Raw genomic sequence first — 23447 nt, 5'->3', positions numbered from 1 at the left:
CTTGCTCCTGGGTGCCTCTTCACCCCTACTGGTGAAGCTTGTCGCTACCGGGCTTCTTTCCAGGCCAGATAACGCAATGCCAAAACAGCGCCCGCCACAATGCCGGCCACGGACAAGAAACTTCCCAACTGCAAGGTGGAAAGCGCACTGATGCCCTGACCAATGGTGCAGCCCATTGCAACTACACCTCCTACGCCCATCAGGGCGGCACCAGCCAAATGCCTCGCCAGGTCGGCAGTGTTGGCAAAGCCTTGCCAGCGAAAGTCATGCCGCCACAGCGCATGCAGGAAAGCCCCTGCCACCATTCCCGCCACGCTGGCGATACCCCAGGTCAGCACCTTGTTGCGGTCGCTGAAGAACAAAAGCCAGTCCAGGGTATGCGCCAGCGGAGTCACGAAGCTGAAAGCCTCGATGCGCCCGGTGTAGGTAGCGGCATACACATGCTCCAAGGTCGCAGGATGCTCCTGCACATTGCCGACATACCCGCCCAGCCACCATGCAGCAACCACGCACAGGCCGACAACAGCTCCTCCCGCAAGCACGGGAAGATCGCGCCCCTGCCTGCCCCTTGCGCACCAGGCCAACAGGAGCAGCAGCAAGCCGAGTCCTCCCCCCATCAGGCCTCGTGCCAGTAGCGGAGGCCAGCCCGCAGCCCCGGCCACTACCTCGGGCAACAAGGCGGGCGAACTGAAACCGATGTGCGTGCTATCGAGCCACCGCGCACGGGCCACCGCCGTGATGCCTTTGAGCGTTGCAAAAGCCGCGACCGCAATGACCAGCAGAACGACCAGTGACTTGAGATTGCCGCCGCCCAACCGGGTGAGATTGCGCGCCCCGCAGCCAGACGCCAGCACCATCCCGACGCCAAACATCAAGCCTCCGACCATGGAAGAAAGCCACATCAGTTGCGCACCCGCATACAGCGTGTCCGCAGCCGATACCCCTGCCCACAACACCAGAGCGGTAAAGCCGCACATGGCAACGCCGACGGCCATGGCCCACTGGCGCACGCGCATCCAATCGCCCAGGTAGACCACATCGCTGATCGCGCCCATGGTGCAGAAGCGGGTTTCGCGCATGACAAAACCCAACACGGCGGCCAGGAAAAAAACGGCCACCAAGATGGTGGCCACTAAAGTATCGAACTCTGCGGGGCTCATGTCCGCTATTGGAGCGGTTCTATCGCGTTTTAGCAATGCCCGCTAGCCCTATATTGTCGCGCTCAGGCCAGCCCCTGGTTGGGCTTCACGTTCAGCAGACTTGGTTCATTAAGCGAACGCGGCTTGAGCACCTTCTGGTCCTTCAGCCACGGCTCCACCACTTCCCAGATCTGCTTGTTGCCCGCACTCTTCGCTTCTTCCGCCACAGGCGCCCATCCCGCCACCTTGTATTTCTTGTCAGCCTCCAGCAACTCGCCCTTGAGCCGCATCTCGGTGATGCGCGCCCCTGCCTTTGCTGTCGGGTCGCACTGGTACTGCAGGCCGCCCACACGCACCATGTCACCGCCCTGCTGGTAATAGGGGTCAGGGTTGAACAGGTTGTCAGCCACATCCTCCAATACGGTCTTGATGGTCGCGCCGGTCATCTCGGTTACCGTGGCATACGAATAGGTCGTTGCGGTCATGTCCATCAGCCATTCTCGCGTGATGTCCTGGCCCGCCAGCAACGATGTTCCCCAACGGAAACCGGGCGAAAATGCAATCGGCGCATCCTGCACCGCCATCATGGCATCCAGCAGCAGCTGGTCACCCGTGCCGTTGAAGTTGCCACGCCGATACAGGGTTCCGTCAGTACGCGCCAGCACCTCGTTCAACCGCGATTCGTAAGGCGCACGGATCTTGGTGATCAGCGCCTCCATCTCGGTATCGGCAGGCAGGATGTTGGCAAAGATCGGCATCAGGCGGTATTTGAAATCGCGAACCTTGCCGTCCTTCACATCAAAATCCAGCACGCCCAGGAACTTTCCGTTCGAACCGGCGTTGGTCACAATGGTTTTGCCGCCCGCGTTCTCGACAATGGTCGGAATGGGCATGCCATCATGCGTATGGCCTCCCAGGATGGCATCCACCCCACGCACACGGCTCGCCATCTTGATGTCGACATCCATGCCGTTGTGCGACAGAACCACGACGACCTTGGCCCCCTTGCCGCGTGCCTCATCCACCATCTTCTGCAGGTTGTCGTCCTGAATGCCAAAGCTCCAGTCCGCCACCATGTAGCGTGGATTGGCGATCGGCGTGTACGGGAACGCCTGGCCAATGATGGCGACGGGAACGCCATTCATCTCGCGGATCACATAGGGCTTGAACACCGGATCGCCAAAATCTGCGGTCTTGACGTTCTGCGCCACAAAGTCGAGCTTGTTGCCGAAATCCTTCTCGATGATCTGCTGCACCCGCTCCATGCCATAGGTAAATTCCCAATGACCAGTCATCACATCCACGCCCAGCAGCTTGCAGGCATCCACCATGTCCTGGGCGTTCGTCCACAGCGAAGTGGCCGATCCCTGCCAGGTGTCGCCGCCATCAAGCAGCAGTGCCCCAGGGCGCGAAGCCTTCATGCGCTTGACCAGAGTAGACAGGTGTGCAAAACCGCCTACCTTGCCGTAACGCTTGGCTGCTGCCTCAAAATCCAGGTAGCTGAAGGCATGCGCACTCGCGGTTCCGGGCCGAATGTCGCAGGACTGCAGCAAATGTTCGCCCACCAGATGGGGTCGCTGGTTCTTCATGGCACCGATGCCCAGGTTCACGCTCGGTTCACGGAAATAAATGGGTTTGAGCTGCGCGTGGCAGTCGGTCATGTGCAGCAGCGACACATTGCCAAATTGAGGCACATCGTACAGCGCCTTGTCAGCGGTGGCGCTGTCAGCCCAGGCGTAGCGCTGCAGGCCCATGCCACCGACGCTGGCTGCCGCCAGCACTTGCAGAAATTCGCGTTTGGAGAGGCTCATAGTGATAAAAATAGCTGGTAGCGCGCTTTCACCAAGCGCTACCAGCTATTGTTTTCATAGTGTTGATAATCCGGCCGACTTCAGCGGTTGACCGGAGACTTGGGATCCACCAGCAGGGCCACCACATCGCGCACCTGCGCTTCGGTCAGGATGCCCGCATGGCCAAAACGCGGCATGCCGGAACAGGCGTTGTAGGCCTTGGCGTTCCAGACCTTGCCCCAGGTGTACTCCACAATGGCCTTGGACTCGGCACTGCCGGGATCGGTGATGCCGCGAATCTTGCCGTAGTTGTAGAGCGAAGGGCCCAACGTGCCGAACGAGATTTCTTCCTTGCTGATCTGGTGGCAGTTGTAGCAGTTGCCACCATTGGCGCTGCCTGCCTTGTCGGTCCAGGTCATGCCTCGACCGTTCTGGGCAATTTTCTCGCCCTCTCTCCAATCACCGACCAGCTTGCCGTCCTTGGGCCACTGCACGGTTTTCAGGTTGGCAGCTTCAATTGCCGCGCTGCGCTTGGCGTCCAATGGTACGCCCGCCACATCGGCGGCACTGCAAGCGGCATTGGATTCGTCCTGCTGCAGGCGATCCACCTTTGCGATACCCTGATCGCGGAACGACGATGCCACGGCCTGTTGGGTCAGGGCATCCAGATTTGCGCTACTGTCCACAGATGCACACCCCAGCACGATCAAGGACGACGCGATGCCCGCAATGGGCAACCAGTTTGCTTTTGACATGGTTCCCCTCCTTCAGCGCTTGATGGACGGTGCAGTTGCCTTGCCGTCCTTGCCATTGACACCCATGTACACCCCCAGAGCGACGGTCACATCACTGGCGTAACCGGGGTACGGAAATCGCTGCTGGCGATAGCAGTCATTCAGGCGCCTCTGCATGCTCCACAGTTCGCCAGACGAGACTCGGTACGCGGGCCATGCACCAAAGCCTTCCGAGGCACCCGGGTTCTTGGTCAGGTTAGGCAAATCCTGCAGGCGGATGCGCTTGCCATCCGCACCATGGCAGGAGGCACAGGCAAAGTCATGAGGGCCGCCTCGCATGAAGAACAAACGCTTGCCCATTTCATAGGCCTGCTTCTCCTGCACATGGGTTTGCGGCAGGTTGAAGGCCATTCCCTTGGACTGCGATGCAATCCAGGCGACGAGGCCTTCCATGTTCTTCTGCTCATCCTTGCCAAAAGGCGTAGCGGCAATTTTTTTGGCATCGAGGCCTTGCTGCTTTTCCATGCAGGTCAAGAGGCGCGACTCCAGATCCTGCACCTTTGCGGTGTCTGCAAAATAGCGGGGCAACTCCACAAACGCGCCTTTGACCACGCCTGGCCCCTTGCCCAGGTCACACTGTTCCAGCGAGGCGTTCTTGGGGCCGCGTCTTTGTTTCCACAACTCCTCGCCTTTCATCTCGAACAGCTCGGCGGGATTTCCGTCCTGCAGCATTTCGCGGTATTCGGCAATGCCATCGGCGGTGCTTTTCTGCGCAACGGCAGAGGCACTGGCCAGCAATGCCAGAACGGCAGAGAAGGCCAGTTTCCCGGCCCGGTTGGTTTGTCTCATGGGGCACCCCTTTTTTGTTATCTGTCAAAGAAGGCAGACAGCGCGGCGTCTACCCAGGCAAAGTGCACTGCCGTGTGGCGGATCCTGCCGCAGTTGCCGCCGCAAGGTCGAGAAAGGTTCGTCCTTGCGACGTTGCAGCCATCAGCTCACCGTGGCTTCATCGGTTCGCGTCTCTCCCTTGTTGTCCTTCCAGGACACCGATATCTTGTCGCCCGCCTTGGCGCCTTTGACGACAAACTGCAGAAACGGGTTCTTCGATACCGCAGGCCCCCATTCAGCCGTCAGCACGGGCTTGCCATTGAGTGATGCGGTCACTTCCTGGATGAACCAGGCCGGAATGGTCTTGCCTTCCCCATCCTTGCGTTGGCCGGTTTCCATCTCGTGGGACATCAACACCCGCACCGTGGTCTTGTCACCCGCTGCCTGGGCGCGAATACGCATTGGATCTGCCATGTCTATCTCCTTGTTGTCTCGTCTCGTCTTAGCCGCCGCAGCCGCCCAGGGTGACCTTCACTTCCTTCTTCGCAAACAGAGCCTTGCCATCCGCGGTGATGGCAACCGCATACACGTCCGAAGACTGGCCCAGCTTGGCGCGCGTGAGAAAGTTCGGCTCGACAGCATCATTCACATCAAAGGCGGCCACCAGAGTGTTCGGATTCTTCTCGACCAGCACCAGAAGGCGCTTCACATTGGGCAGGGTGGTGGCAGCACCAATGGGCACGACTGCGCCGTTCTCTGCAATGTCTGGCGCGGTCAGGCTGACATCCTTGCTTTCCTCGGGCGCCGCAGCGCCCATGGCCTTGATCACATCCGCCACGGTCTTTGCATCAAACGCGGTCTGGTTGTAGGCTGCCAGTGCTGCACGGGGCAGCAAGCCCGCTGCCAGCAGCAAGCCGGTAACGGCTGCGGAATGTTTGAGTGCATCTCTGCGGTTCATGTCTCAGTCTCCTTGTAATACGTGAATATGGGAATGGCCCGATGCGTTCAGTCGCCAGCAACAGGCCTGCTACGGCTTTGCCGCAGAATCACCCGCCAGCCAACCGGCAATCGCCTGGGCATCATCGTCGCTGATTCCGGGCTGCGGCGGCATGAGCATTGACCCCCACACGCCCGTGCCGCCCGCTTTGATCTTGCCCAGAAGATAGTCCTTCTTGCCGGGGTATTTCTTCGCGATCTCGGCAAATCCCGGGCCCACAATCTTCTGATCCATGCCATGGCAGGCAATGCAGGCGTTTTTCTCCAGCAGCGCGGTAGGTGCTGCAGCCTTGCCTGCGCTCGCACCCGCCTTCGTCTCTGCCTTGCCAGACTTGCCATTGCTGCCGTCGGTTTCAACACCGCGCTGCGCACCCACCAGGCGGTTTTGTGCCGCCAGGTTGCCGTGGTTATTGCTTGCATGCGCAGGCAAGGCCGACCGCACCTGTGGCTCGGGGCCGCAATTGCGCATGCAGGCTGTGGCGCGCACATCCGGCTGGCCTGCTCCCTGCTTTGCACCGTTCGCAAACTCGTTGCCTGGCCACAGCCCGTGCTGGGTGGTCATGCCATTGCGATTGGGCATTCTCTGCTGCACTTGGGCAATGTTCTTGTCGCTGAGCGTGTAGTCATCGGGAACGACGCCGCCCAGGTTGAGCAGGTAGGCGGTTACCGCATACACCTCTTCCGTGGTCAGCGTCTTGGGGGCATTCCATGGCATGGCGCGGTTGATGTAGTCCCACAGGGTCGATACCGTGGCTACCTTCATCATTGTGGTCCGGCCTGGAAAGGCGGGGTCCATCAGTCGCGCTGCATGGCCGGTCTTGATGTCCTCGGCTGTGGTGCCGCCAATCAACGGGCTGAAGACCTCGTTCGATTCGCCAAAGACCCCATGGCAGGATGCACACTTGGCCTCCCACACATCCATGCCTTTCTGCACCGAGCCCGAGCCTGGCGGCAGTCCTTTGAAATCAGGACGTACGTCGATATCCCAGGCTTGTACTTCCTTGGAAGTCGCCTCCCGGCCAATGCCTTGAAAGCGCTCTCCTGTTTTTCCAGCAGTTTGCGCAAACGCTACTCCATTGATAGCAGTCAGCACAAACAGGGCATACCCCATCAGTCTTTTTTTACGCAAGCTGAACATTGGCCACCTCCCCATTCGCATGCACCGCCCACGACTGGATGGCGTTGTTGTGGTAGATGGAACGCGTGCCGCGGACGGCCCGCAGCTGCTGATAGGTAGGCTGCACATAGCCGGTCTCGTCCATCGCCCGGCTCTGGATGATGCATTCCTCGCCATTCCAGGCCCAGTCGATGTTGAAACGCGTAAGGCATTTTTCCATCACAGGCCCTTCGAGGCGAGCCGTGCGCCAGTTGCGACCGCCATCCACGCTCACATCCACACGCTTGACCTTGCCGCGCCCTGACCATGCCAGCCCTGTGATGTTGTAGAAGCCCTTGTCGAGCAGCATCTGTCCGCCCGAAGGCGTGGTCACCACGCTCTTGCATTCCTGAATGCTGGTGTACTGGCGGTGCTGGCCGTCCGGCATCAGATCCACATAGTGCACCGCTTCGTCTTTGGTGGCGTAGGGCATATCGCCCACTTCAATGCGACGCAGGTACTTGACCCAGCTGACACCTTGCACGCCTGGCACCACGAGGCGCAGCGGATAGCCTTGCTCGGGACGCAGCATCTCGCCGTTCTGGCCATAAGCCACCAGCACTTCACCGGACGTGATCAGCTCCACCGGAATGGTGCGCGTCATCGAAGAGCCATCGGCGCCCTCGGCCAGAATGAACTTGCCCTTTTTCAGATCGGCCCCGGCCATTTCGAGCAAGGTGATCAACGGTACACCGGTGAACTCGCTGCACGAGAGCATGCCGTGCGTATATTGCACCGTTGGCACGGCCACATTGCCCCATTCCATACCCGTATTGGCACCGCACTCGATGAAATGAAAGCGCGACACCGATGGCAGGCGCATGATGTCATCCATCGTGAACACCTTGGCGCTCTTGACCAGACCATTGACCATCAAGCGGTGCTTGGAGGGATCAATGTCCCACCAGCCCTGATGGTGGCGCTCGAAGTGCAGGCCGCTCGGCGTAACAATGCCAAACAGAGATTGCAGCGGCGCAAACGATACCGAGGCCTGCTTGGTCTGTGTGAGCCCGGGGCTTTGCCTACGCTGTACATTGGCCTCGTACTTGGAGGGTTTGCCATAGCCATCGGTCACAACCGGCTGGCCCAGGCCCTTGCTGTGGGCAGGCAACTCCAGAATGTTCGGGTCTCCATCTCCCACCGACGCCTGTTGCGCATGCACGGAAGCCACAACGGTGCCTGCAGCAGCGGCAAATGCACTGCGTATGAAGTCGCGCCGCCCAGCCTTCGCCTCTGCAAATACCGTACCCACCGCCTGTGGAGGTACAAAATTCTCTGGCGCCTTGCGCACCCTGCCCATCAGCTGGCTCCGCATATGCTCCCTTTCCAATAGCAAAGCTTTTCCAAGAAATAAGCGCTGGTCGCTTGCCTTACTTGGAACCACCCAGAATCCAGGCAGCCAGTATGCTGGCATCTGCATCGCTGAGCGCTGCTTGCGGCGGCATGGGAACCGCGCCCCACTTGCCAGAACCGCCCGCCTTGATGCTTTTGGCGAGCTGGGCTTGTGCATCGGCCTGGCCTGCATATTTCTTTGCCACATCCTGATAAGCCGGGCCCACCAGTTTCTTGTCGACGCTGTGGCAGGCCATGCATGCATTCTTCTGTGCCAGGGCCAGATTGGCCCATGCGGGAGCTGCTGCCAACCCGCCCCCCACCATGACGGCTCCTGCCATCCAAACACTTCGAAGTTGTCTCATCGCTTCACCTTTATTTATATATAAGCATATTTTTATTTATCGAAATATTAGAGAATTCTGGCCGCTCGCAGGACTAGGTGATACCCGCGTTATCCCATATATGAATAGCGAACTTCAGGTTTTCAGCCGTGCCGGTACAGGCGCGGTGTTACTGCATCGGGCTCCATACCATTGAACAACGGCGTGGCCCGTTGGATTAGATTGCAGACTTGAAAGATGTACGTGCCTGCGCAAGACGTTCGTCAAGGTATGCGCCGTAGAAGTCGGAAGTGGAACCCGCCGTAAGCCGAGGGACCAATTCCTTTCCGCCACGGCCGTAGAACAATACCGTCGGCGCAACCTCAATGCCCAGGTCCTTGACCACCTGTCCATGGGTCGTGGCTCGCCCCGCCCAGTCACGCAAAGGCATGCGTGACAGAAAGTGGATCTGCGTTACCACCGCACCGTCCTTGCTGGCAGGAAGCAGGTAGTTTTCGCGCGCCACCTTGCAAAATGGGCAACCATGCAAGGTAGCCAACACCACCAGCGGTTGGCCTTGACGCACGGCCAACGCCAGGCTTTGGGGCAAATCCGCCGCCGTAGGCAGCAGCTGCTCCGATGCGTCCAGTGTCTGGGCCTGCACTGCCCAGCTTCCTGCTGCCTGGCTGATGAGCAATCCCAGCATGGCATCGCGTCGGCGGATCATGGTTTTTCCTGCTCCATCAGCAAATAGGTGTTGTACGCGTTCATGCGGTTGGCCTCCTTGAACAGCGGATACTTCTCAAAGCGCGACCAATCCGTGGATTTGTAGGCTTCGTCAAAGGGGTCCAGATTGCCTGCAGCCTTGGCCATAGATTCGCGCAGGTAGTTGAGATAGTCGCGCGTCAGCTGCATGTCGACCTTGGGATCATTCGATGCCGGGCCATGGCCTGGCACCATGACCTTGACGGGGAGCTTCAGCAGGCTGTCGAGCGCGGCAATCCAATGGCGGCTGTCGGCTTGGCCGACGTAAGGAATACGGTTGCGAAACACCACATCCCCAATGAACAGCACACCGCTTTGCGGGAGGAAAATCGCTGTATCTTCCGGCGTATGGGCAGGCCCCATGTGCTGCAACTGAAACTGCACTCCACCGATCGTGAACACACTGTTGTCTGCACTCACCCATTCATCTGCATTCACCAGGTGGGTGTCGGCATCGATCCATGGCGCCAGCTCCGTGCGGGAGGCCGCCAGGCGCAGCGTGGCCGTTTCGGAGTTGATGTACTCTCGCGCCAAGCCATTGGCAATGATCTTGGCACCCAGCGCCTTGAAGACCTGCAGGCCATAGATGTGGTCAGCGTGGTAATGCGTCAGCAGCACGGTGCTGATGGGTTTGTTCGTGATCTGCCTGATTTTCTGCACCAGCGTCTTGGCCAGTGCGGGAGAGCCCAGCGCATCAATCACCACCACGCTGTCTTGCGTGATGACGAAGCCAGCATTGGAGATGAAGTTCTGGTTTTGCGGCGAGCCCAGCGCGGACAGGCCCTGCACGTAATACACATCGGGGGCTACCCGTTTGACTTCCATCGAGACGGCTGCTGTCGCCGCGCCCGGCAAGCCCTGTGATGGATTGCCCGCCGCCGTGCTGGCAGTTGCGGCCATCGGCATTTCAGATGCTCCATCCGTGCCGTGCGCCTGCGCGCTTGCAGCACTCCAGCCCAGCACCCATGCAAAAGCGTAAGCCCATTTCACCCGTGTTGCCACCATGCTTGACTCCTGTCTCCACCCGCCGTTCACTAGAAATCCTAGGTACTGTTACTGGCTTTGCAAAGCAATTGCCTGTTGCTAATATAAGTTACCAGCGATATTTTGGGGCTGGAGATACTACCAATGCAAAGGAGCCTCCCATGAAACGCCTGTTGTGTGCCGTCTTCCTGTCCTTGATGGCAGCCGTCGGCTTTGCCCAGGACAAGGTCAAAGTGGTCTACCACGTCAATACTGGCGTCGAGACTGCAGCAGCCATCCTCAACAACATCACCAACGAGCTCAACGCTTCGCCCACCGACAAGATCGTGGTGGTGACGCATGGCCCGGGAATCGATTTCCTGCTCAGTGATGCCAAGGACAGCAAGGGCCGCGAGTTCAGCGGACAGGTGAGCGCATTGTCCGCCAAGGGTGTGGAGTTTCGCGTGTGCAACAACACCTTGCAGAGCCGCAAGATTGACGCATCGAAGCTGCTGATGGAAACACAGGTGGTGCCGTCCGGCGTAGCCGAAGTCGCCCGCCTTCAAGCCAAGGAGGGCTTCGTGTACTTGAAGCCCTGATCGCCCTGCATCATCAGCAAAAAAGGCAGCCACCGGCTGCCTTTTCACATTTTGCGGATGGAGCCTTCAATCTTCCATGGCAATCTGCAGACAGACGCTGCGGCACATCTGCACCACCTTGTCATTTGCAATGTAGTAGTAGATGCTGACCCCCTCGCGCCGCTTGCCCAGCACCCCTGCCTGGTACAAGGTGTTCAGGTGCTGCGACATATTGGGCTGCGTGGTGTTGATCGATGTCAGCAGTTCGGACACGTTCTTTTCACCATTGCACAGCGCGCTGATGATCTTGAGCCGCATGGGCGCGGCCATGGCCTTGAATAGCTCTGCGGCGCTTTCATACACGCCGTCGTCTTCTATCTCTTGCGATTCCATGCCCGCATTCCTTCCATCTGCAGCGACTGGCCAGCTTTCCGGCCAGGCCACCATACCTTGCCGGTACACCACTATATAGCAGAGCCCATGCAATTGCCTGATGCCTTTGCACGCCCTCCATGAATAAAAAGGCGCCCGTCCGGGCGCCTGAAAGTGGATGGCCGATGCCTCATGCCGAAGCCGGCATTGCGGCCTTTTTGCTCCCTCTTGCCTTGAGCACGCGTGGAACAATCAGCACAGCCAGCACGATGATGATCAACGCCAACGACATGGGCCGCTGCCAGAAGATGCTCCAGCTGCCTTCCCCAATAGCCACGGCGTTGCGCATTTGCGCCTCAGCCAGCGGCCCGAGAATCATGCCAACCACCACGGGCGCAGTAGGAAAATCAAACCGGCGCATCACCACACCCAGCGCACCGATAGCCAGCAGCAGGTACAGATCAAACGTGCTTTGGCGCATGCCATACGCTCCGACGGTCGCAAAGATCAGAATGCCTGCATACAGCTGCGGCTTGGGAATCTTGAGCAGCTTGACCCACATGCCCACCATGGGCAGGTTCAGCACCAGCAGCATCACATTGCCGATATAAAGCGAAGCGATCAGTGCCCAGACCAGTGCAGCCGAAGAGGTAAATAGCTGCGGGCCCGGGTTGATGCCGTAGTTCTGGAATGCCCCCAGCAACACGGCGGTGGTGTTGCTGGTAGGAATGCCCAGCGTCAACAGCGGAATCAACGCCGCCGTGACAGTCGCGTTGTTGGCAGCTTCCGGGCCTGCAACGCCCTCGATGGCGCCGGAGGTACCGAACTCTGCCTTGTCTTCGCCCTTGGCCAGCTTCTTCTCGGTGGCATAGCTCAGAAAGGTCGGAATCTCCGTACCGCCAGCGGGAATGCAGCCAAAGGGCGTTCCAATCACCGTGCCGCGGATCCATGCAGGCACTGAACGCTTCCAGTCGCGACGCGTCATGTGCACGCGGCCCATCTTGTTCTGCGAGTCACGCGTCTTGCCCTCGTACAGCGCGTAATACAGCACCTCAGCCACGGCAAACAGGCCCACCGCCACCAGCACGATGTCGATACCGTCCAGCAACTCCGGCTTGCCCATCGTATAGCGGGCCGTGCCAGTGATCTGGTCCATGCCGATGCAACCAATGGCAAGACCGAGAAACAGCGCGGTCATGCCGCGCAGGCTGCTCTTGCCGAGCACCGCGCTCACGGTGGTGAAAGCCAGCACCATCAGCATGAAATACTCCGGCGGCCCCAGCTTGACAGCGAAATCTGCAACATAGGGAGCAAACAGCGTCACCACCACGGTGGCAATGGTACCGGCCACAAAAGAGCCAATGGCCGACGTGGCGAGCGCCGCGCCAGCGCGGCCGCTCTTGGCCATCTTGTTGCCCTCCATGGCCGTCACCATGCTCGCAGTCTCGCCTGGGGTGTTCAGCAGGATCGACGTGGTCGAGCCACCGTACATGGCGCCGTAGTAGATACCGGCAAAGAAGATCATCGAGGCGGTGACTTCCACCTTGGCAGTAATGGGCAGCAGCATGGCCACGGCTACTGCAGGACCGATGCCGGGCAGCACGCCTACTGCCGTACCCAGCGCGCAACCGACCAGCGCCCACAGCAGGTTGACTGGCGTCGCTGCGGTGGCGAAGCCTTGGAGCAATGCGTTGAATATTTCCATCACAGCCACCCTGTTTCCGTCAGACCCGGCAGATTGATTGCCAGGAATTGCGTGAAGGTCCAGAACACCGGCGCCGAAATCACCGCTCCGGTGAACAGATCGGTGCCAATGGTTCTGGCGCTGCCCGCATGGGCTTGGCCAGAGGCGCGACGCAAGCCCTGTGTTGCCACGGCGTAGCACAGCGTACAGCTGACGATGAAGCCCAAGGTGGTGATGAGCGCCGCGTTGATGAGCAAGCCAGCACATACCCAGACCAGTGCGCCCCAGTCGCCGTGCTGCGCACCGTCCGGCGCGTCCAGGTGACGGTAGCCGCCACTCAGCGCTTCCCAGCACAGCCACAGCCCGCACAGACCGAGCACGCAGGCGGCCAGCCAGGGCAGGAAATCAGGCCCGACGCCGCTGTAACCGGCTTGGGATGGGATGTGCAACGCACCCCATGACAGCAGGCCCGCCACCACCAGCACAGCAATGCCAACGGCCAGTTGGGCCGCCGTGCTTGGCTGATGGGCGTGTTCAAAACCAGGCTCCGCGCCTGACGAATTATTGGCAGCGGTACCGGCCGCTGCATGGGGATCTGCCATTGGGCTCATGTCGGCGTCTCCTTTGTCCTTTGGAATGGTGCACGGCAATGTTGGATCATGGACTCTGGGGTGCAGGCGGGCCCGAACCATCGCCGCAGAGAAGCGACGCTGTGCAGCAGCAATGCAGTGCGCTGACCACATCGCATCTCAATCCACCACCGGCAGGCCGCCTGCCCACAATCCACAACCTGCTTCCAGCACCTGAAATCTTGAGAAAAACAAGTCCTGGCGCTTATCCGCCAAGCGCCAGCAGCTATCTTTTTAATAAACAGAAAATCTGAGAATCGCTCCTGGCGGAGCAGAACCGCCAGGGCAGCACAAGAATCAGGACACCATGCCTGCGCGGGTCATCGTGTCTTTCAGGCTGGCAAATTCCGTCGATACAAACTTGCTGAAGTCATCGCCCGCCAGCCAGGCGGCTGTCCAGTCGTTCTTCTTCATCGACTCGGCCCAGCTCTTGCTCTTCATGGCTTTGTCCAGCATGTCGATCAGATTCTTGCGCTGCTCCGCACTGATGCCGGGGGCACCATACACGCCGCGCCAGTTGCCGATCTCCACATCAATACCCTGCTCCTTGAGTGTGGGAACATCCACACCCTCCAGGCGTTGTGCAGCCGTGACGGCAATCGGCTTCATCTTGCCAGTCGAGATGTATTCGGCAAATTCGCTGAAACCGCTGCCTCCGACGGTGACATTGCCACCCAGGATGGCGGCAATCGCCTCGCCGCCGCCACGGAAGGCAACGTAATTGATCTTGGCGGGATCCACGCCCACCGCCCGTGCAATCATCGCAGCAGCGATGTGCTCGGTCGATCCGCGCGAGCCGCCACCCCATTTGACGGAGCCCGGATCCTTTTTGAGCTGCGCCACCACATCTGCCATGGTCTTGAACGGCGAATTGGTAGGCAGCACAAAGACGTTGTATTCGCTGGTGAGGCGAGCCAAAGGCGTCGCCTGGTTCAGATCCACCGGCGGCTTGCCGGTGATAATGCCGCCCAGCATGACCGCGCCCATCACCATCATGGCATTGGCATCGCCCTTGCTGCCATTGACGAACTGCGCAAGGCCAATGGCACCGGCCGCGCCGCCCTTGTTGTCGTAGGTGACCGAGCCAGCCACGCCGGCGTCCTGCAAGGCCTTGCCCAGTGCACGGCCCGTGGTGTCCCAGCCACCACCAGGGTTGGCAGGCAGCAACATTTTCAGATTTGCAGCAGCATGGGCGCTGAGCGGCAAGGCTCCGGCAGCAGCCAATGCCAGCATGGATTTAAGGAACTCGTCACGACGCATGATTGTCTCCTTGGAAGATGTTGTAGATGAACCGATGATCGTGGCAATACCTGTCAAATGGCTGTCACGCCTGCGTTGATTCACTAGGGGAAACACCAAGGGTTCGGGGGCCGCACCCACGGTACGAACAGCCTTCAATATGGTGCAAACTTGCTGGCATGCACCTGCTTTTGATCGAGGACGATGCCACCATGCAGACCACCCTGCAGCGCACACTGCAGCGGCGCGGCATGGATGTCACTCCCATTACCGACGGCGCAGCCGCGCTGCATGCTTGGCGTCGGCTGCGGCCCGATGCCGTGCTGCTGGACCTGAGCCTGCCCAATATGGATGGGCTGGACATCATTGCCCAGGCACGAGCAGAAGGCCTGGCCACCCCCACCCTGATCCTGACTGCGCGCGGTACGGTGGGTGACCGCGTGCTTGGCCTCAATTCCGGCGCTGACGACTATCTGGCCAAGCCATTTGACCTGGATGAGCTGGAGGCCCGCATCCGCGCCCTGGTGCGGCGGTCGCAGCCCACTGCACCAGACAGTGCTACACCAGCCACAACGGCCGCCGGGAGCCTGCGCTATGACAAGTCCGCCGAGGCCTTTTACTGGCAGGACGCCATATTTGAGCTGACACCAAGGGAAGTCGCCTTCCTCAAGACCCTGATCCAGCCCATGGGCCAGGCCGTCACCAAGGAGCGCCTGTTCGCCGCCGTGTTTGCCGGCGAGCCCGACGTGCAGCTCGAAGCGGTCGAAGTCGTGGCCTACCGCCTGCGAAAAAAACTGGCCCCTACCGGCATGCAGCTGATGACCTTGCGCGGCCTGGGCTACCTGCTCAAATCCGGCGGTACTCCAGCCGAATAGCATGCCACCCCGTACCACCTGCAAGACATGCCCACGCCAGCCAACACTGCAAAGCCGAGCTCCAGTAGCCCTCATACAGCCAGCAACTCGAATAGCTCCATCCGCCGAAATCTGTTGCTCGGCATTCTGCTGCCCGTGGTCATCTTCATGGTCTACAACACCAGCAGCCTCTACCAGCAGTCGCTCCAGTCCCTGAACACCGCCTATGACCGCAGCTTGCTGGCATCGGCCAAGGTAATTGGTGAGCAGCTGACGGTGCAAGGCTATGACGAACTGGCCATTGTCGAATCCACCGTCCCCTACTCCGCCCTGGAGGCCTTTGAGGCGGACAACCAGTCGCGCCTGTTCTATCGCGTCTCCACGATGGCGGGCGAACTGGTTGGTGGCTTTGCCGAACTGCCACTGTGGAGGGGCCGGATCGCCCAGCAGCCGCCCTATGCGGCCCTGGTGGACTTCTACAATGGGGAGTTCCGAGGTATGCCTGTTCGCATTGCCGCGCTGCTGCAACCTGTAGCCAGCGCCAACGGACGCGGCATGGCCATCGTGCAGGTGGCAGAAACACTGCAGATCCGAGAATCCCTTGCCCGAGAGATTCTGCTGGGCACCTTGTTCAAGCAGGCGCTGCTGTTTGTCTGCATTGCATGTGTCGTTGTGTTCGTGGTGCGCCGAGCCACCCTGCCCATCCTGCAATTGAGCGAACAGCTCAACAGCCGCAGCAACGACGATCTGCAGCCGCTAAAAGTGCCACCCGCCACCCCCGTCGAAGTACTGCCCCTTGTGGACTCCACCAACCGCGCCATGGCGCGCCTGGCCCATCTGCTGGCACACCAGAAACGCTTTGTGCGTGATGCATCGCATCAATTGCGCACGCCACTGGCCGTGCTCAAGGTTCAGGTGCAATCGGCCTTGCGCGGCGATGTGGAGCCACTCCAGGCCTTGCATGAGATCAACAGCACAGTAGGCCGCGCAACCCAGCTGGCCAACCAGATGCTGTCGCTCGCAAAAGTAGAGCAGTTGCAGCAGTCGGAGCAGGCGCAGCCCGTCAGCTTGACCGAGATCATGCGCGACATGGTCATCGAGCTATCCCCCCTTCTGGCCGAAAAGAACCTGCAGTTTGAACTGGTGAGCGAAGAGCTGACGCTGCTGGCCCACCCCTGGATGCTTCGTGAACTGGTACGCAATCTGCTGCACAACGCCATACAGCATTCACCGCATGGTGCGCCCTTGCAGATCAGGTTGGCCATTGAAGAAAATCACCCGATTCTGCGCGTCAGCGATTGGGGCGAAGGCGTATCCCCGGCGGTACAGACACGCTTGGCAGAGCCTTTTGTCAGCGGTACACCCAATGGCGGATCAGGCCTGGGCCTTGCCATTTGCCGCTCCATCTGTGATGCGCTTCATGCACAACTGCACTTGCGTAACCGCCATGGCAACGGCGCCGTTGAAGGATTCGACGCTGTAGTAGAGTTTGCTTTAGTAGCCAACACATCCCCACCTTCCTCACATGTCCACATCCGACACCTCTGACAGTGAATCCATGCGCATCGACAAATGGCTGTGGTGCGCGCGCTTCTACAAGACACGCGCCATCGCGGTGGAAGCCATCAGCAAAGGCCATGTGCGCGTCAACCAGACCAGCGCCAAGCCTGGCAAAGAGGTAAGAGCAGGCGATACCGTGGAACTGCAACAGGGCAACATCCCCAAGACTGTGGTCATTGCCGCCATGGCCCGCACCCGTGGGCCCGCACCCACCGCACAGGCGCTTTACACCGAGACCGCAGAGAGCATTACACAGAGGGCCACGCTGGCCGAACAGCGCCGCTTGGCCCCCGAACCCGCCAATACGCTCAAGGACGGCCGTCCCACCAAGCGCGACAGACGAGAGTTGCAAGGATTGCGAGATTGGGGGGATCGGTGGAGTGCGGAGTGAAAGTTCACCAAAGAAGAATAGCTTTTGGCGCTTTGCCTTTAGGTAAGCTTAACGAAAATCCCCAAGCAGCCTGCACCAGTAACGCACCTTTGGCACATAATTCTTACGAATCTTATAAACATTACTTACGCCAACACTCCGCAACAGTTGCGGTATTGCCCAGTAGGTCTTGAAAACCAGTGTTCGTCAACGTGTAGCTACCGCACTTATCTCCCACTTGACTGCCTTTGGGCGTGGCGATCAATGTGAAGGTCGAGCCATCGCTGGATTCGATACTAATATCGTAACGGTCTGATGGCACCTTTTTCAGGCTCTCGGGAAAGACCGCCTTTAGCGGATATGTTCCACCGGCCGTAGCCGCACGCTCCATCCATTGCGCTGCTTGCAGCAAAGCAGCGCGCCCTTCGGCTCTATAACCGCGACGCATATATTCGTTATAGCTGGGCATTGCAATGGCTGTGAGAATACCCACCACGGCCACCACAATCATTAGCTCAATCAATGTAAATCCGCGTTGCTGCATCACTCTGCTTCTCTTGTGCATTCCTTGGCCTCCGCTCATTTCAGTTGGCGCCAGCTGGGACGCAGCGATTGCTCAGGCATGCGCAGAATACGCTCAGCCTCATCGTGTAGACATTTATCATTCTTGCAGGTACTTATATCCAGCATGATGGTCTCGGACGATGCGATTTGCGAATGCGGTCCCTTGTCTACTTGCACACGTGAAGCACTGTCATTATCCGTGGCTTTATAGCTTCCATTATTTGCTGCATCTACCAATTGAATGCTAGGCTTTGCCCCATCCATAATATTTAGCATGGTACGGTACTGACGTTCAGCATCCACTGATGTAGATTCGCAACTCTCTTTGGTCACATCTACATTCGATCCCTTGGCAGGCACTTGAGTATAAGCCATCAGAATATTGGTGTTGTCATACATCTCCATACTCTTAAGCAAACGCTCACCCACAGCAGGCAAGTCCATATACCAGCCATTCTTTGTCTTCAGCCAATATTTGGTGTAGGCATCGTCTGTTTCATACAAATCTTCATCCTCCACCACCCGGCCGGCACCCGGTGTTGCAGACGTGCCGCTAATATTCGCTGCAGTGATCGACCGTTTGACAAGCCCTGCAGTCACAACCCCGATACCCAGTGCCGCAGGTGTAGGGCATGCTGACGCATCACAGACTTTTAACTGCTTTTTAGATGAGTTGCCGCTATAGCGCAACTGGTAGCGAGTGTTATCCAACACTGAGTACAAGGTCTGCACCTCTACGCTATTAGGGTCAGAGGTCGTTACATTGCGACCTGTACCAAAAGAGACCATCATGCCTCCAACGGCCTCTTCCTTCCCAGATTTACAGGATTTAATGCCGCCCACCACCACGAATTCCAAGCACTTCTTTCGGTCATTGGCACGCGCAGTCGGGGCCACGGTAATGGGCTGCGGATTATTACGTGCACTAGAACCCAACGAGGCTGGCCCACGTGCAGTAAACAACGGGGTACCACCCAAAGCTACGCTCCACTGGCCAGCATCATCACTGGTCAGGTCAAACTTCCACAAATTACCATTGTTGTCACCTGCATAGGCAATGTCGACTCGACCATCACCATTCAAGTCCACCAACCGCGGCGCTGACAGGCCATTGTCCTTGGTGCGATAGCAGTCTGCGTCAAAGTTAGTGCAACCCACGGGTGCGGGAGCAGTAATTGCCCCCGTTGCAACAAGCCGCAATAGCTCTTTTTTGCCATCCAGATACTGCACCAGCAACACTGGACGTTGATTGGCACTGTTATATCCATTGCCCAGAACTACTGCCCAGCGCCCATTGTTCATGCGTGTAATCTGGGTAGTGCGCATGGGGTCGCTTTCATCCAATACCGGTTTTGCCGTGATATAGCCAATGTCTTTGTCTTCATCAGCGGCCTTTTCGCAAAAAGCCTTCTCTGCGGAACCACTGGTCAGAGAGGTGCAGTTTCGTTCGTCCGCAACTCCGCGCGTTCGGTCCAATTTGACCAGCGTACTCGCATTCGCTTCCGTAAAGGTGGGGGCACTCGAAGAACTCCCAACGACGGGGTTGGTGACGTCTAGCACAAAATAGCCTTTGCCTCCAGCACCCAATGTACCCACAAGCAAGGTACGCCAATTAGGCTGGTAGTAAGAGCCAGCACCGCCAGTCACTACACCACCCAATTCCACATCACCAGTCATGGGAGAACCATCTACATAGTATTTGTGGGTATAACCAGGACTAGTTAAGTCTTTAAGTGAGGCGATCACTCCTTGAGGGATATAAGCGATTTTTTCAGAGCCATCAGCAGCAGAAAATCCGTGCAGCATACCATCATTGCCCCCTACATATATCATAGGTTCGCGGGATTTTTGGGCGCGCACGAAATTACTATATCCTTGCTGTGCATACGTACCCGCTGGCGCCCCTGTATACCACACTCCTGAATTTATAATATCGCCTTGAATACTTTGACGCTTGCGAAAAGGCATGCTAGAAGTTGCCCCACCATCCGGCGCCTCATAAATACGCTCGCCTCGAATATAGGCCAAAATATTCGCTCCACTAGTAACCAATGGAGACGTTGTGTTTAAGCCTATTTTTGCATTTTGTGTGGTACTCAGATAGGTCTGGCTAGTAGACCATTTAAATGCCACACCACCTTTTTCTGCCACTGCTGCGTCTACCAATGCCAATTGGTCGCTCCAGCTCAAAATCAGACGACTACTTGGATTCACTGCATCCAGCAGCTGCGATGTATTTTTTTTCCCCCATATTTCGGTTGTACTACCGTCTTTGTTTACAGTTTCAGCTTTTACATACCCCTTCCAAGCATTGGAGGGCTCGTAAGCGCCTGTAAAGGTAGCAACATCAAAACGTGATGCATTGGCGCCACTGGCCGCAGTAGATGTCAAGTCAGCGCTATTCTCAGTATTGATAGTACCAATAATAGCCTGGAAGGCCTTTTTCAAGTCTTCGTTTTTCTCTACCGCATAAAATGAGCCACGCCCATTCAGGGCAGCATGCCACATGTCGTGACCGCGATCTGCAGTACCAACCCCTGGTGGGCCACTTGTCTGCCCGCCCCAGGCCTTCCATGAATAAGTTCCATTGGCATAATCTGCCAAATTTCCATCAAACCCGTAAGGCAGCATCGACGTCGGCTTTGTCATTGCTGCATTCTTTCCATTAGAAAGATAATTCACGCTGGGTAGGGCATCAATACCAAAACCAATTGTGAAAGTCACCATATGCGGCCAAGTAGCAGGATCGTAGCGCGGGTTCCAAAAACGATCCAGTGTTGCTGTTGCCCCAGTCACCCGGTTTTTGAATGTTTCGTCGCTAGGCGCCTTACGATAATCAACGGATGGCTGCACCGTACCATCCAATAGGGCTGGATCCTGTAATTTAGTTCCCCAGCTATACATCGCCCAATCAGCTATTGTCGTGTAACTCTCACTATCTCTGTAGAGCCGATTATTGGCGGTATTGCTGCCATACACGGTGCCATCAGGTAGCGTAGTCGCCGCCCCATCATAATTGCGAGGAGAGGTTGTCCTTTCACTCCCATTCCAACCACCATCGGTCAATAGAATGTGGTAGTTGCGACGGCAACCTAAATACTCAGGACTACCTTGCCCCGGCTTAGTTGCCCAAGGTCCATTCTGATTGAGACCAGCACGCATATATTGATCGGCACGCTGTACCATATCGTGAGTAGGAGTGCCGCCGCTTGCCTGAAAGTTAGCCATGTAGGTCAGAAAATTGGCACGATGCTGACCTTCCAGCGGACGCATGAGATTCCTGTTGGCCGAGGTATTTGCTGTTGACGCAGAAGCAGCACCTGTGCCTAAAGTTGTCAGCCATTGGGATCCATTGACCTTTGGAACGCTGTTCATCGTTTGCCAGGCAAGTCGAATTTTTCCATCTGGCAGTAGACTCGTGTCATTAAACACATCTATCAAAGCAGCTTTGAGTGTATATGCCTTGGTTCCCACAGTGGCGGCATTACCCATACTTCCCGAGTCATCCAAAGACAGAATAACGTTGGGCGCTACATAGGGCTCTTTAGTGCCCGGTGGTCCACTGGCCAAATCCAGCGCAAATGCGCCATGCGGCACAATAGCTGCAATGACCGCTATGGTTAATAGGTTTTTGCGAAAGCGATGGGGTGCGTTACAGGCCATACTACCCTCCTCTCTATCCAATTGGTTCATTTATTAAATTGCGTTTACGCGATCATGAAATTTATGAAAGGGCTCATTAACTGGCAACCCAATCAATCCTTGAGCTTTTGCCGCGCATAGGTTTGCTGCAGCACAACCATGGAGCCAGGCTTGCGGCCATTAGCCACCGATGTGATACGGTAGACTACACTGGGCAGCAAATTGAGCGCGAGGTAGTTTTTGGTGGAAACACCAGAGGCATCAACAATCAAGCCAGCATTTTTGCTGCTTTCGCTATATGGAAGCACCTCTATCCAGTACCAACCTCCTTTGCCTGCAGCCGTTTCCGCAAGAATAGGATTTGAAGTACCCAATTGCGCGCCAGTGAACATTCCATAACGCGCACCTACAACTCCCCCTGCACTGGTAGGTCCCGTCATCTGGCCCAATGTAGTGCCCCGGCTAGGATCTGCGTTATTCCAAAAATCCTGCACACCTTCGCGCTTAATACAAAGGGCATTGTTGCATTGTGTGGGGTTGACAGAGGTATTTGCCGCATTCAGCTCCGCCAGCAGCTTGCCTACGTCTTTGCCCTCTAATGGGATTTGATCAATACTGGGATTGCGGCGACAAACTTTGTCGTTACTGGTGTTCGGCGTACATGGACTGCCACCAGCATCTTGGCCACGGATATCCAGTTCCGCATCCTGCAGCAGCGCCTGCGCGGCTTCATAGGCACGCTGGTAATCAGCATCATTACCGACCACCATTTCGCTGAATATCGAAGTACGCGAAGCCCACAATGCCAGCAGCATCGACAACATGACAAACACAATGACCACAAACAGCGCAATGCCACGCTGCTGTGCACCGGCACCAATTTGACATGGAGAGTGAAAGGAGAAGGATCGCTCTTGCATCATTTTTTGCTCTTTTTAGAGATCACAGGACGCTGCCGATCAGCCCCTGGCTGCGCAATTGATAAGTATTACGAAATACCATGTGCAAACGCCCAGCGCGGGCAGTACCAATAGCAACGCCATTCATATCAGTAGAAGCAGCACTGGACATGTCGACTCGAGTCGTTCCGTCACAATCGGTATAGGATGAGATATCGCCTGTAAGCAAATCCATACGCTCGGTACCATAAAGTACTAAGCAGACTTCTACTCCCGTCACCTTGGCCCAGCTAAAGCCAGAATCACCAGTATTGGCATATCTGATGGTGGTACTGCCTGCATTACTACCACTCTTTCCCTGTAATAGATAGCGAATCTGAAAATTGGCGACATTGGTTACAATTGGCTGTGTTTGTGCAGGAATGGCGGTGCCGGTACAGACAAGATCATTGCTGCCGCCGATTGCACTGAACGAAAAATTGCTTTGTAAGCGCCGATATATTGAGTTGGCAGCAGCATCCGAGGGACCGCCTAAACAGTCGCGCGATTGCGATTGAGCATCGGGGTCACTTGCATTTTCTTTAAAAAATAAGGTTTCCGCATAACGACTGTATCCCACGTTGAGCGTTGTGGCAGTGCCCCTAATTGAGTCCGTCTTGGGATCAAATCCGAAATTACCTGTTCCCGCCCGAGTTTCGAATGCCACTGGTATCGCATAACGGTCGATATCAGTATTGGTCTCATTTTCAGGATTGAGATTGAGGTAAAGCGAACCGGACTGGCGCACCTGTTGTCCAATGGCTCGCAGCGCATACGCCGCTTGCTGTTGAATCTGACTGACATCGCTGACAGTTCCAGTAAGACCACGAGAAACCATCAACACCCCCCCAGCTACGGCTACCACCATTAGGCCAATAGCAATACCAACCATCAACTCGACGAGACTAACACCGCGTTGATATCCTTTTTTCGAATATCTCCTATCTTCAACACACATGTGACGGCTACCAGTGACTATTTTTTTTGGCAT

At 57.3% G+C, this 23447-nt stretch carries 23 protein-coding genes; 4 read left to right on the top strand and 19 right to left on the bottom strand.

Annotated elements, in window-relative coordinates; translation table 11 throughout:
* Positions 1 to 44: 44 nt before the first annotated feature.
* The 11 genes from LAD35_RS04910 to LAD35_RS04860 all read right to left on the bottom strand — a co-directional run bounded on the left by LAD35_RS04910 (position 45) and on the right by LAD35_RS04860 (position 9888).
* A complete protein-coding gene (locus LAD35_RS04910) occupies positions 45 to 1160 on the bottom strand; it encodes a YeeE/YedE family protein (RefSeq protein ID WP_224151589.1) in 1116 nt (371 codons plus the stop codon).
* Positions 1161 to 1222: 62 nt separating this feature from the next.
* A complete protein-coding gene (soxB, locus tag LAD35_RS04905) occupies positions 1223 to 2950 on the bottom strand; it encodes a thiosulfohydrolase SoxB (protein ID WP_224151588.1) in 1728 nt (575 codons plus the stop codon).
* Between the two features lie 80 nt (positions 2951 to 3030).
* Positions 3031 to 3684 carry a sulfur oxidation c-type cytochrome SoxX gene (soxX, locus tag LAD35_RS04900; RefSeq protein WP_224151587.1) on the bottom strand — a complete coding sequence of 218 codons (654 nt, stop codon included), beginning with the start codon at positions 3682 to 3684 and terminating at the stop codon, positions 3031 to 3033.
* A 12-nt stretch (positions 3685 to 3696) separates the two neighbouring features.
* Complete coding sequence (soxA, locus tag LAD35_RS04895; RefSeq protein WP_224151586.1) at positions 3697 to 4512, bottom strand: sulfur oxidation c-type cytochrome SoxA; 816 nt, start codon at positions 4510 to 4512, stop codon at positions 3697 to 3699.
* Positions 4513 to 4653: 141 nt separating this feature from the next.
* On the bottom strand, positions 4654 to 4965 hold the full coding sequence (gene soxZ / locus LAD35_RS04890; RefSeq protein WP_224151585.1) for a thiosulfate oxidation carrier complex protein SoxZ: 312 nt from the start codon (positions 4963 to 4965) through the stop codon (positions 4654 to 4656).
* Between the two features lie 28 nt (positions 4966 to 4993).
* Complete coding sequence (gene soxY, locus LAD35_RS04885) at positions 4994 to 5449, bottom strand: thiosulfate oxidation carrier protein SoxY (RefSeq protein ID WP_224151584.1); 456 nt, start codon at positions 5447 to 5449, stop codon at positions 4994 to 4996.
* Positions 5450 to 5518: 69 nt separating this feature from the next.
* Positions 5519 to 6625: a c-type cytochrome gene (locus LAD35_RS04880; RefSeq protein ID WP_224151583.1), complete on the bottom strand. Its 1107-nt coding sequence runs from the start codon at positions 6623 to 6625 to the stop codon at positions 5519 to 5521.
* The gene (soxC, locus tag LAD35_RS04875) at positions 6609 to 7958 is read right to left on the bottom strand and encodes a sulfite dehydrogenase (protein ID WP_224151582.1); all 1350 of its coding nucleotides are present in this window, start codon (positions 7956 to 7958) and stop codon (positions 6609 to 6611) included. The genes LAD35_RS04880 and soxC overlap by 17 nt, the downstream gene beginning before the upstream one ends.
* A 55-nt stretch (positions 7959 to 8013) precedes the next feature.
* The gene (locus tag LAD35_RS04870; protein WP_224152588.1) at positions 8014 to 8316 is read right to left on the bottom strand and encodes a c-type cytochrome; all 303 of its coding nucleotides are present in this window, start codon (positions 8314 to 8316) and stop codon (positions 8014 to 8016) included.
* 220 nt (positions 8317 to 8536) lie between these two features.
* Positions 8537 to 9025, bottom strand: a complete 489-nt coding sequence (locus LAD35_RS04865) for a thioredoxin domain-containing protein (protein ID WP_224151581.1) — start codon at positions 9023 to 9025, stop codon at positions 8537 to 8539.
* Positions 9022 to 9888 (bottom strand): MBL fold metallo-hydrolase, encoded by an 867-nt coding sequence (locus tag LAD35_RS04860; protein WP_377779489.1) that lies wholly within the window; start codon positions 9886 to 9888, stop codon positions 9022 to 9024. The genes LAD35_RS04865 and LAD35_RS04860 overlap by 4 nt, the downstream gene beginning before the upstream one ends.
* Before the next feature lie 320 nt (positions 9889 to 10208).
* On the opposite strand from LAD35_RS04860, the gene LAD35_RS04855 reads away from it, so the two are divergent.
* Positions 10209 to 10625, top strand: coding sequence for a DsrE family protein (locus LAD35_RS04855; protein WP_224151579.1), 417 nt, complete (start codon positions 10209 to 10211; stop codon positions 10623 to 10625).
* 66 nt (positions 10626 to 10691) lie between these two features.
* Here the strand turns inward: LAD35_RS04855 and LAD35_RS04850 are convergent, their stop codons facing one another.
* From LAD35_RS04850 to LAD35_RS04835, 4 genes are all read right to left on the bottom strand, one after another.
* A complete protein-coding gene (locus LAD35_RS04850; RefSeq protein WP_224151578.1) occupies positions 10692 to 10997 on the bottom strand; it encodes an ArsR/SmtB family transcription factor in 306 nt (101 codons plus the stop codon).
* Between the two features lie 169 nt (positions 10998 to 11166).
* Positions 11167 to 12681 carry a tripartite tricarboxylate transporter permease gene (locus LAD35_RS04845; protein ID WP_224151577.1) on the bottom strand — a complete coding sequence of 505 codons (1515 nt, stop codon included), beginning with the start codon at positions 12679 to 12681 and terminating at the stop codon, positions 11167 to 11169.
* The gene (locus tag LAD35_RS04840) at positions 12681 to 13271 is read right to left on the bottom strand and encodes a tripartite tricarboxylate transporter TctB family protein (RefSeq protein ID WP_224151576.1); all 591 of its coding nucleotides are present in this window, start codon (positions 13269 to 13271) and stop codon (positions 12681 to 12683) included. Before LAD35_RS04840 ends, LAD35_RS04845 begins: the two co-directional genes overlap by 1 nt.
* A 315-nt stretch (positions 13272 to 13586) precedes the next feature.
* Positions 13587 to 14549: a Bug family tripartite tricarboxylate transporter substrate binding protein gene (locus LAD35_RS04835; RefSeq protein ID WP_224151575.1), complete on the bottom strand. Its 963-nt coding sequence runs from the start codon at positions 14547 to 14549 to the stop codon at positions 13587 to 13589.
* A 158-nt stretch (positions 14550 to 14707) separates the two neighbouring features.
* Between LAD35_RS04835 and LAD35_RS04830 the strand changes: the two genes are divergently transcribed.
* The 3 genes from LAD35_RS04830 (at position 14708) to LAD35_RS04820 (ending at position 17333) form a co-directional block, all read left to right on the top strand.
* A complete protein-coding gene (locus LAD35_RS04830) occupies positions 14708 to 15403 on the top strand; it encodes a response regulator transcription factor (RefSeq protein ID WP_224151574.1) in 696 nt (231 codons plus the stop codon).
* A gap of 147 nt (positions 15404 to 15550) precedes the next feature.
* Positions 15551 to 16930 (top strand): sensor histidine kinase, encoded by a 1380-nt coding sequence (locus LAD35_RS04825; RefSeq protein ID WP_224152587.1) that lies wholly within the window; start codon positions 15551 to 15553, stop codon positions 16928 to 16930.
* Entirely contained in the window at positions 16908 to 17333 is a 426-nt protein-coding gene (locus LAD35_RS04820) for an RNA-binding S4 domain-containing protein (RefSeq protein WP_224151573.1), read from the top strand. The genes LAD35_RS04825 and LAD35_RS04820 overlap by 23 nt, the downstream gene beginning before the upstream one ends.
* A 121-nt stretch (positions 17334 to 17454) precedes the next feature.
* On the opposite strand, the gene LAD35_RS04815 is transcribed toward LAD35_RS04820, so the two are convergent.
* From LAD35_RS04815 to LAD35_RS04800, 4 genes are all read right to left on the bottom strand, one after another.
* Positions 17455 to 17856, bottom strand: a complete 402-nt coding sequence (locus LAD35_RS04815; RefSeq protein ID WP_317986730.1) for a type IV pilin protein — start codon at positions 17854 to 17856, stop codon at positions 17455 to 17457.
* 35 nt (positions 17857 to 17891) lie between these two features.
* Positions 17892 to 21569, bottom strand: coding sequence for a pilus assembly protein (locus tag LAD35_RS04810; protein ID WP_224151571.1), 3678 nt, complete (start codon positions 21567 to 21569; stop codon positions 17892 to 17894).
* Positions 21570 to 21631: 62 nt separating this feature from the next.
* The gene (locus LAD35_RS04805; protein WP_224151570.1) at positions 21632 to 22441 is read right to left on the bottom strand and encodes a pilus assembly PilX family protein; all 810 of its coding nucleotides are present in this window, start codon (positions 22439 to 22441) and stop codon (positions 21632 to 21634) included.
* A gap of 19 nt (positions 22442 to 22460) precedes the next feature.
* A complete protein-coding gene (locus LAD35_RS04800) occupies positions 22461 to 23447 on the bottom strand; it encodes a PilW family protein (protein ID WP_224151569.1) in 987 nt (328 codons plus the stop codon).

The sequence above is a fragment of the Comamonas odontotermitis genome (assembly GCF_020080045.1).
GTDB lineage: Bacteria > Pseudomonadota > Gammaproteobacteria > Burkholderiales > Burkholderiaceae_C > Comamonas > Comamonas odontotermitis.
This window is presented reverse-complemented; position numbering and strand designations above follow the sequence as displayed.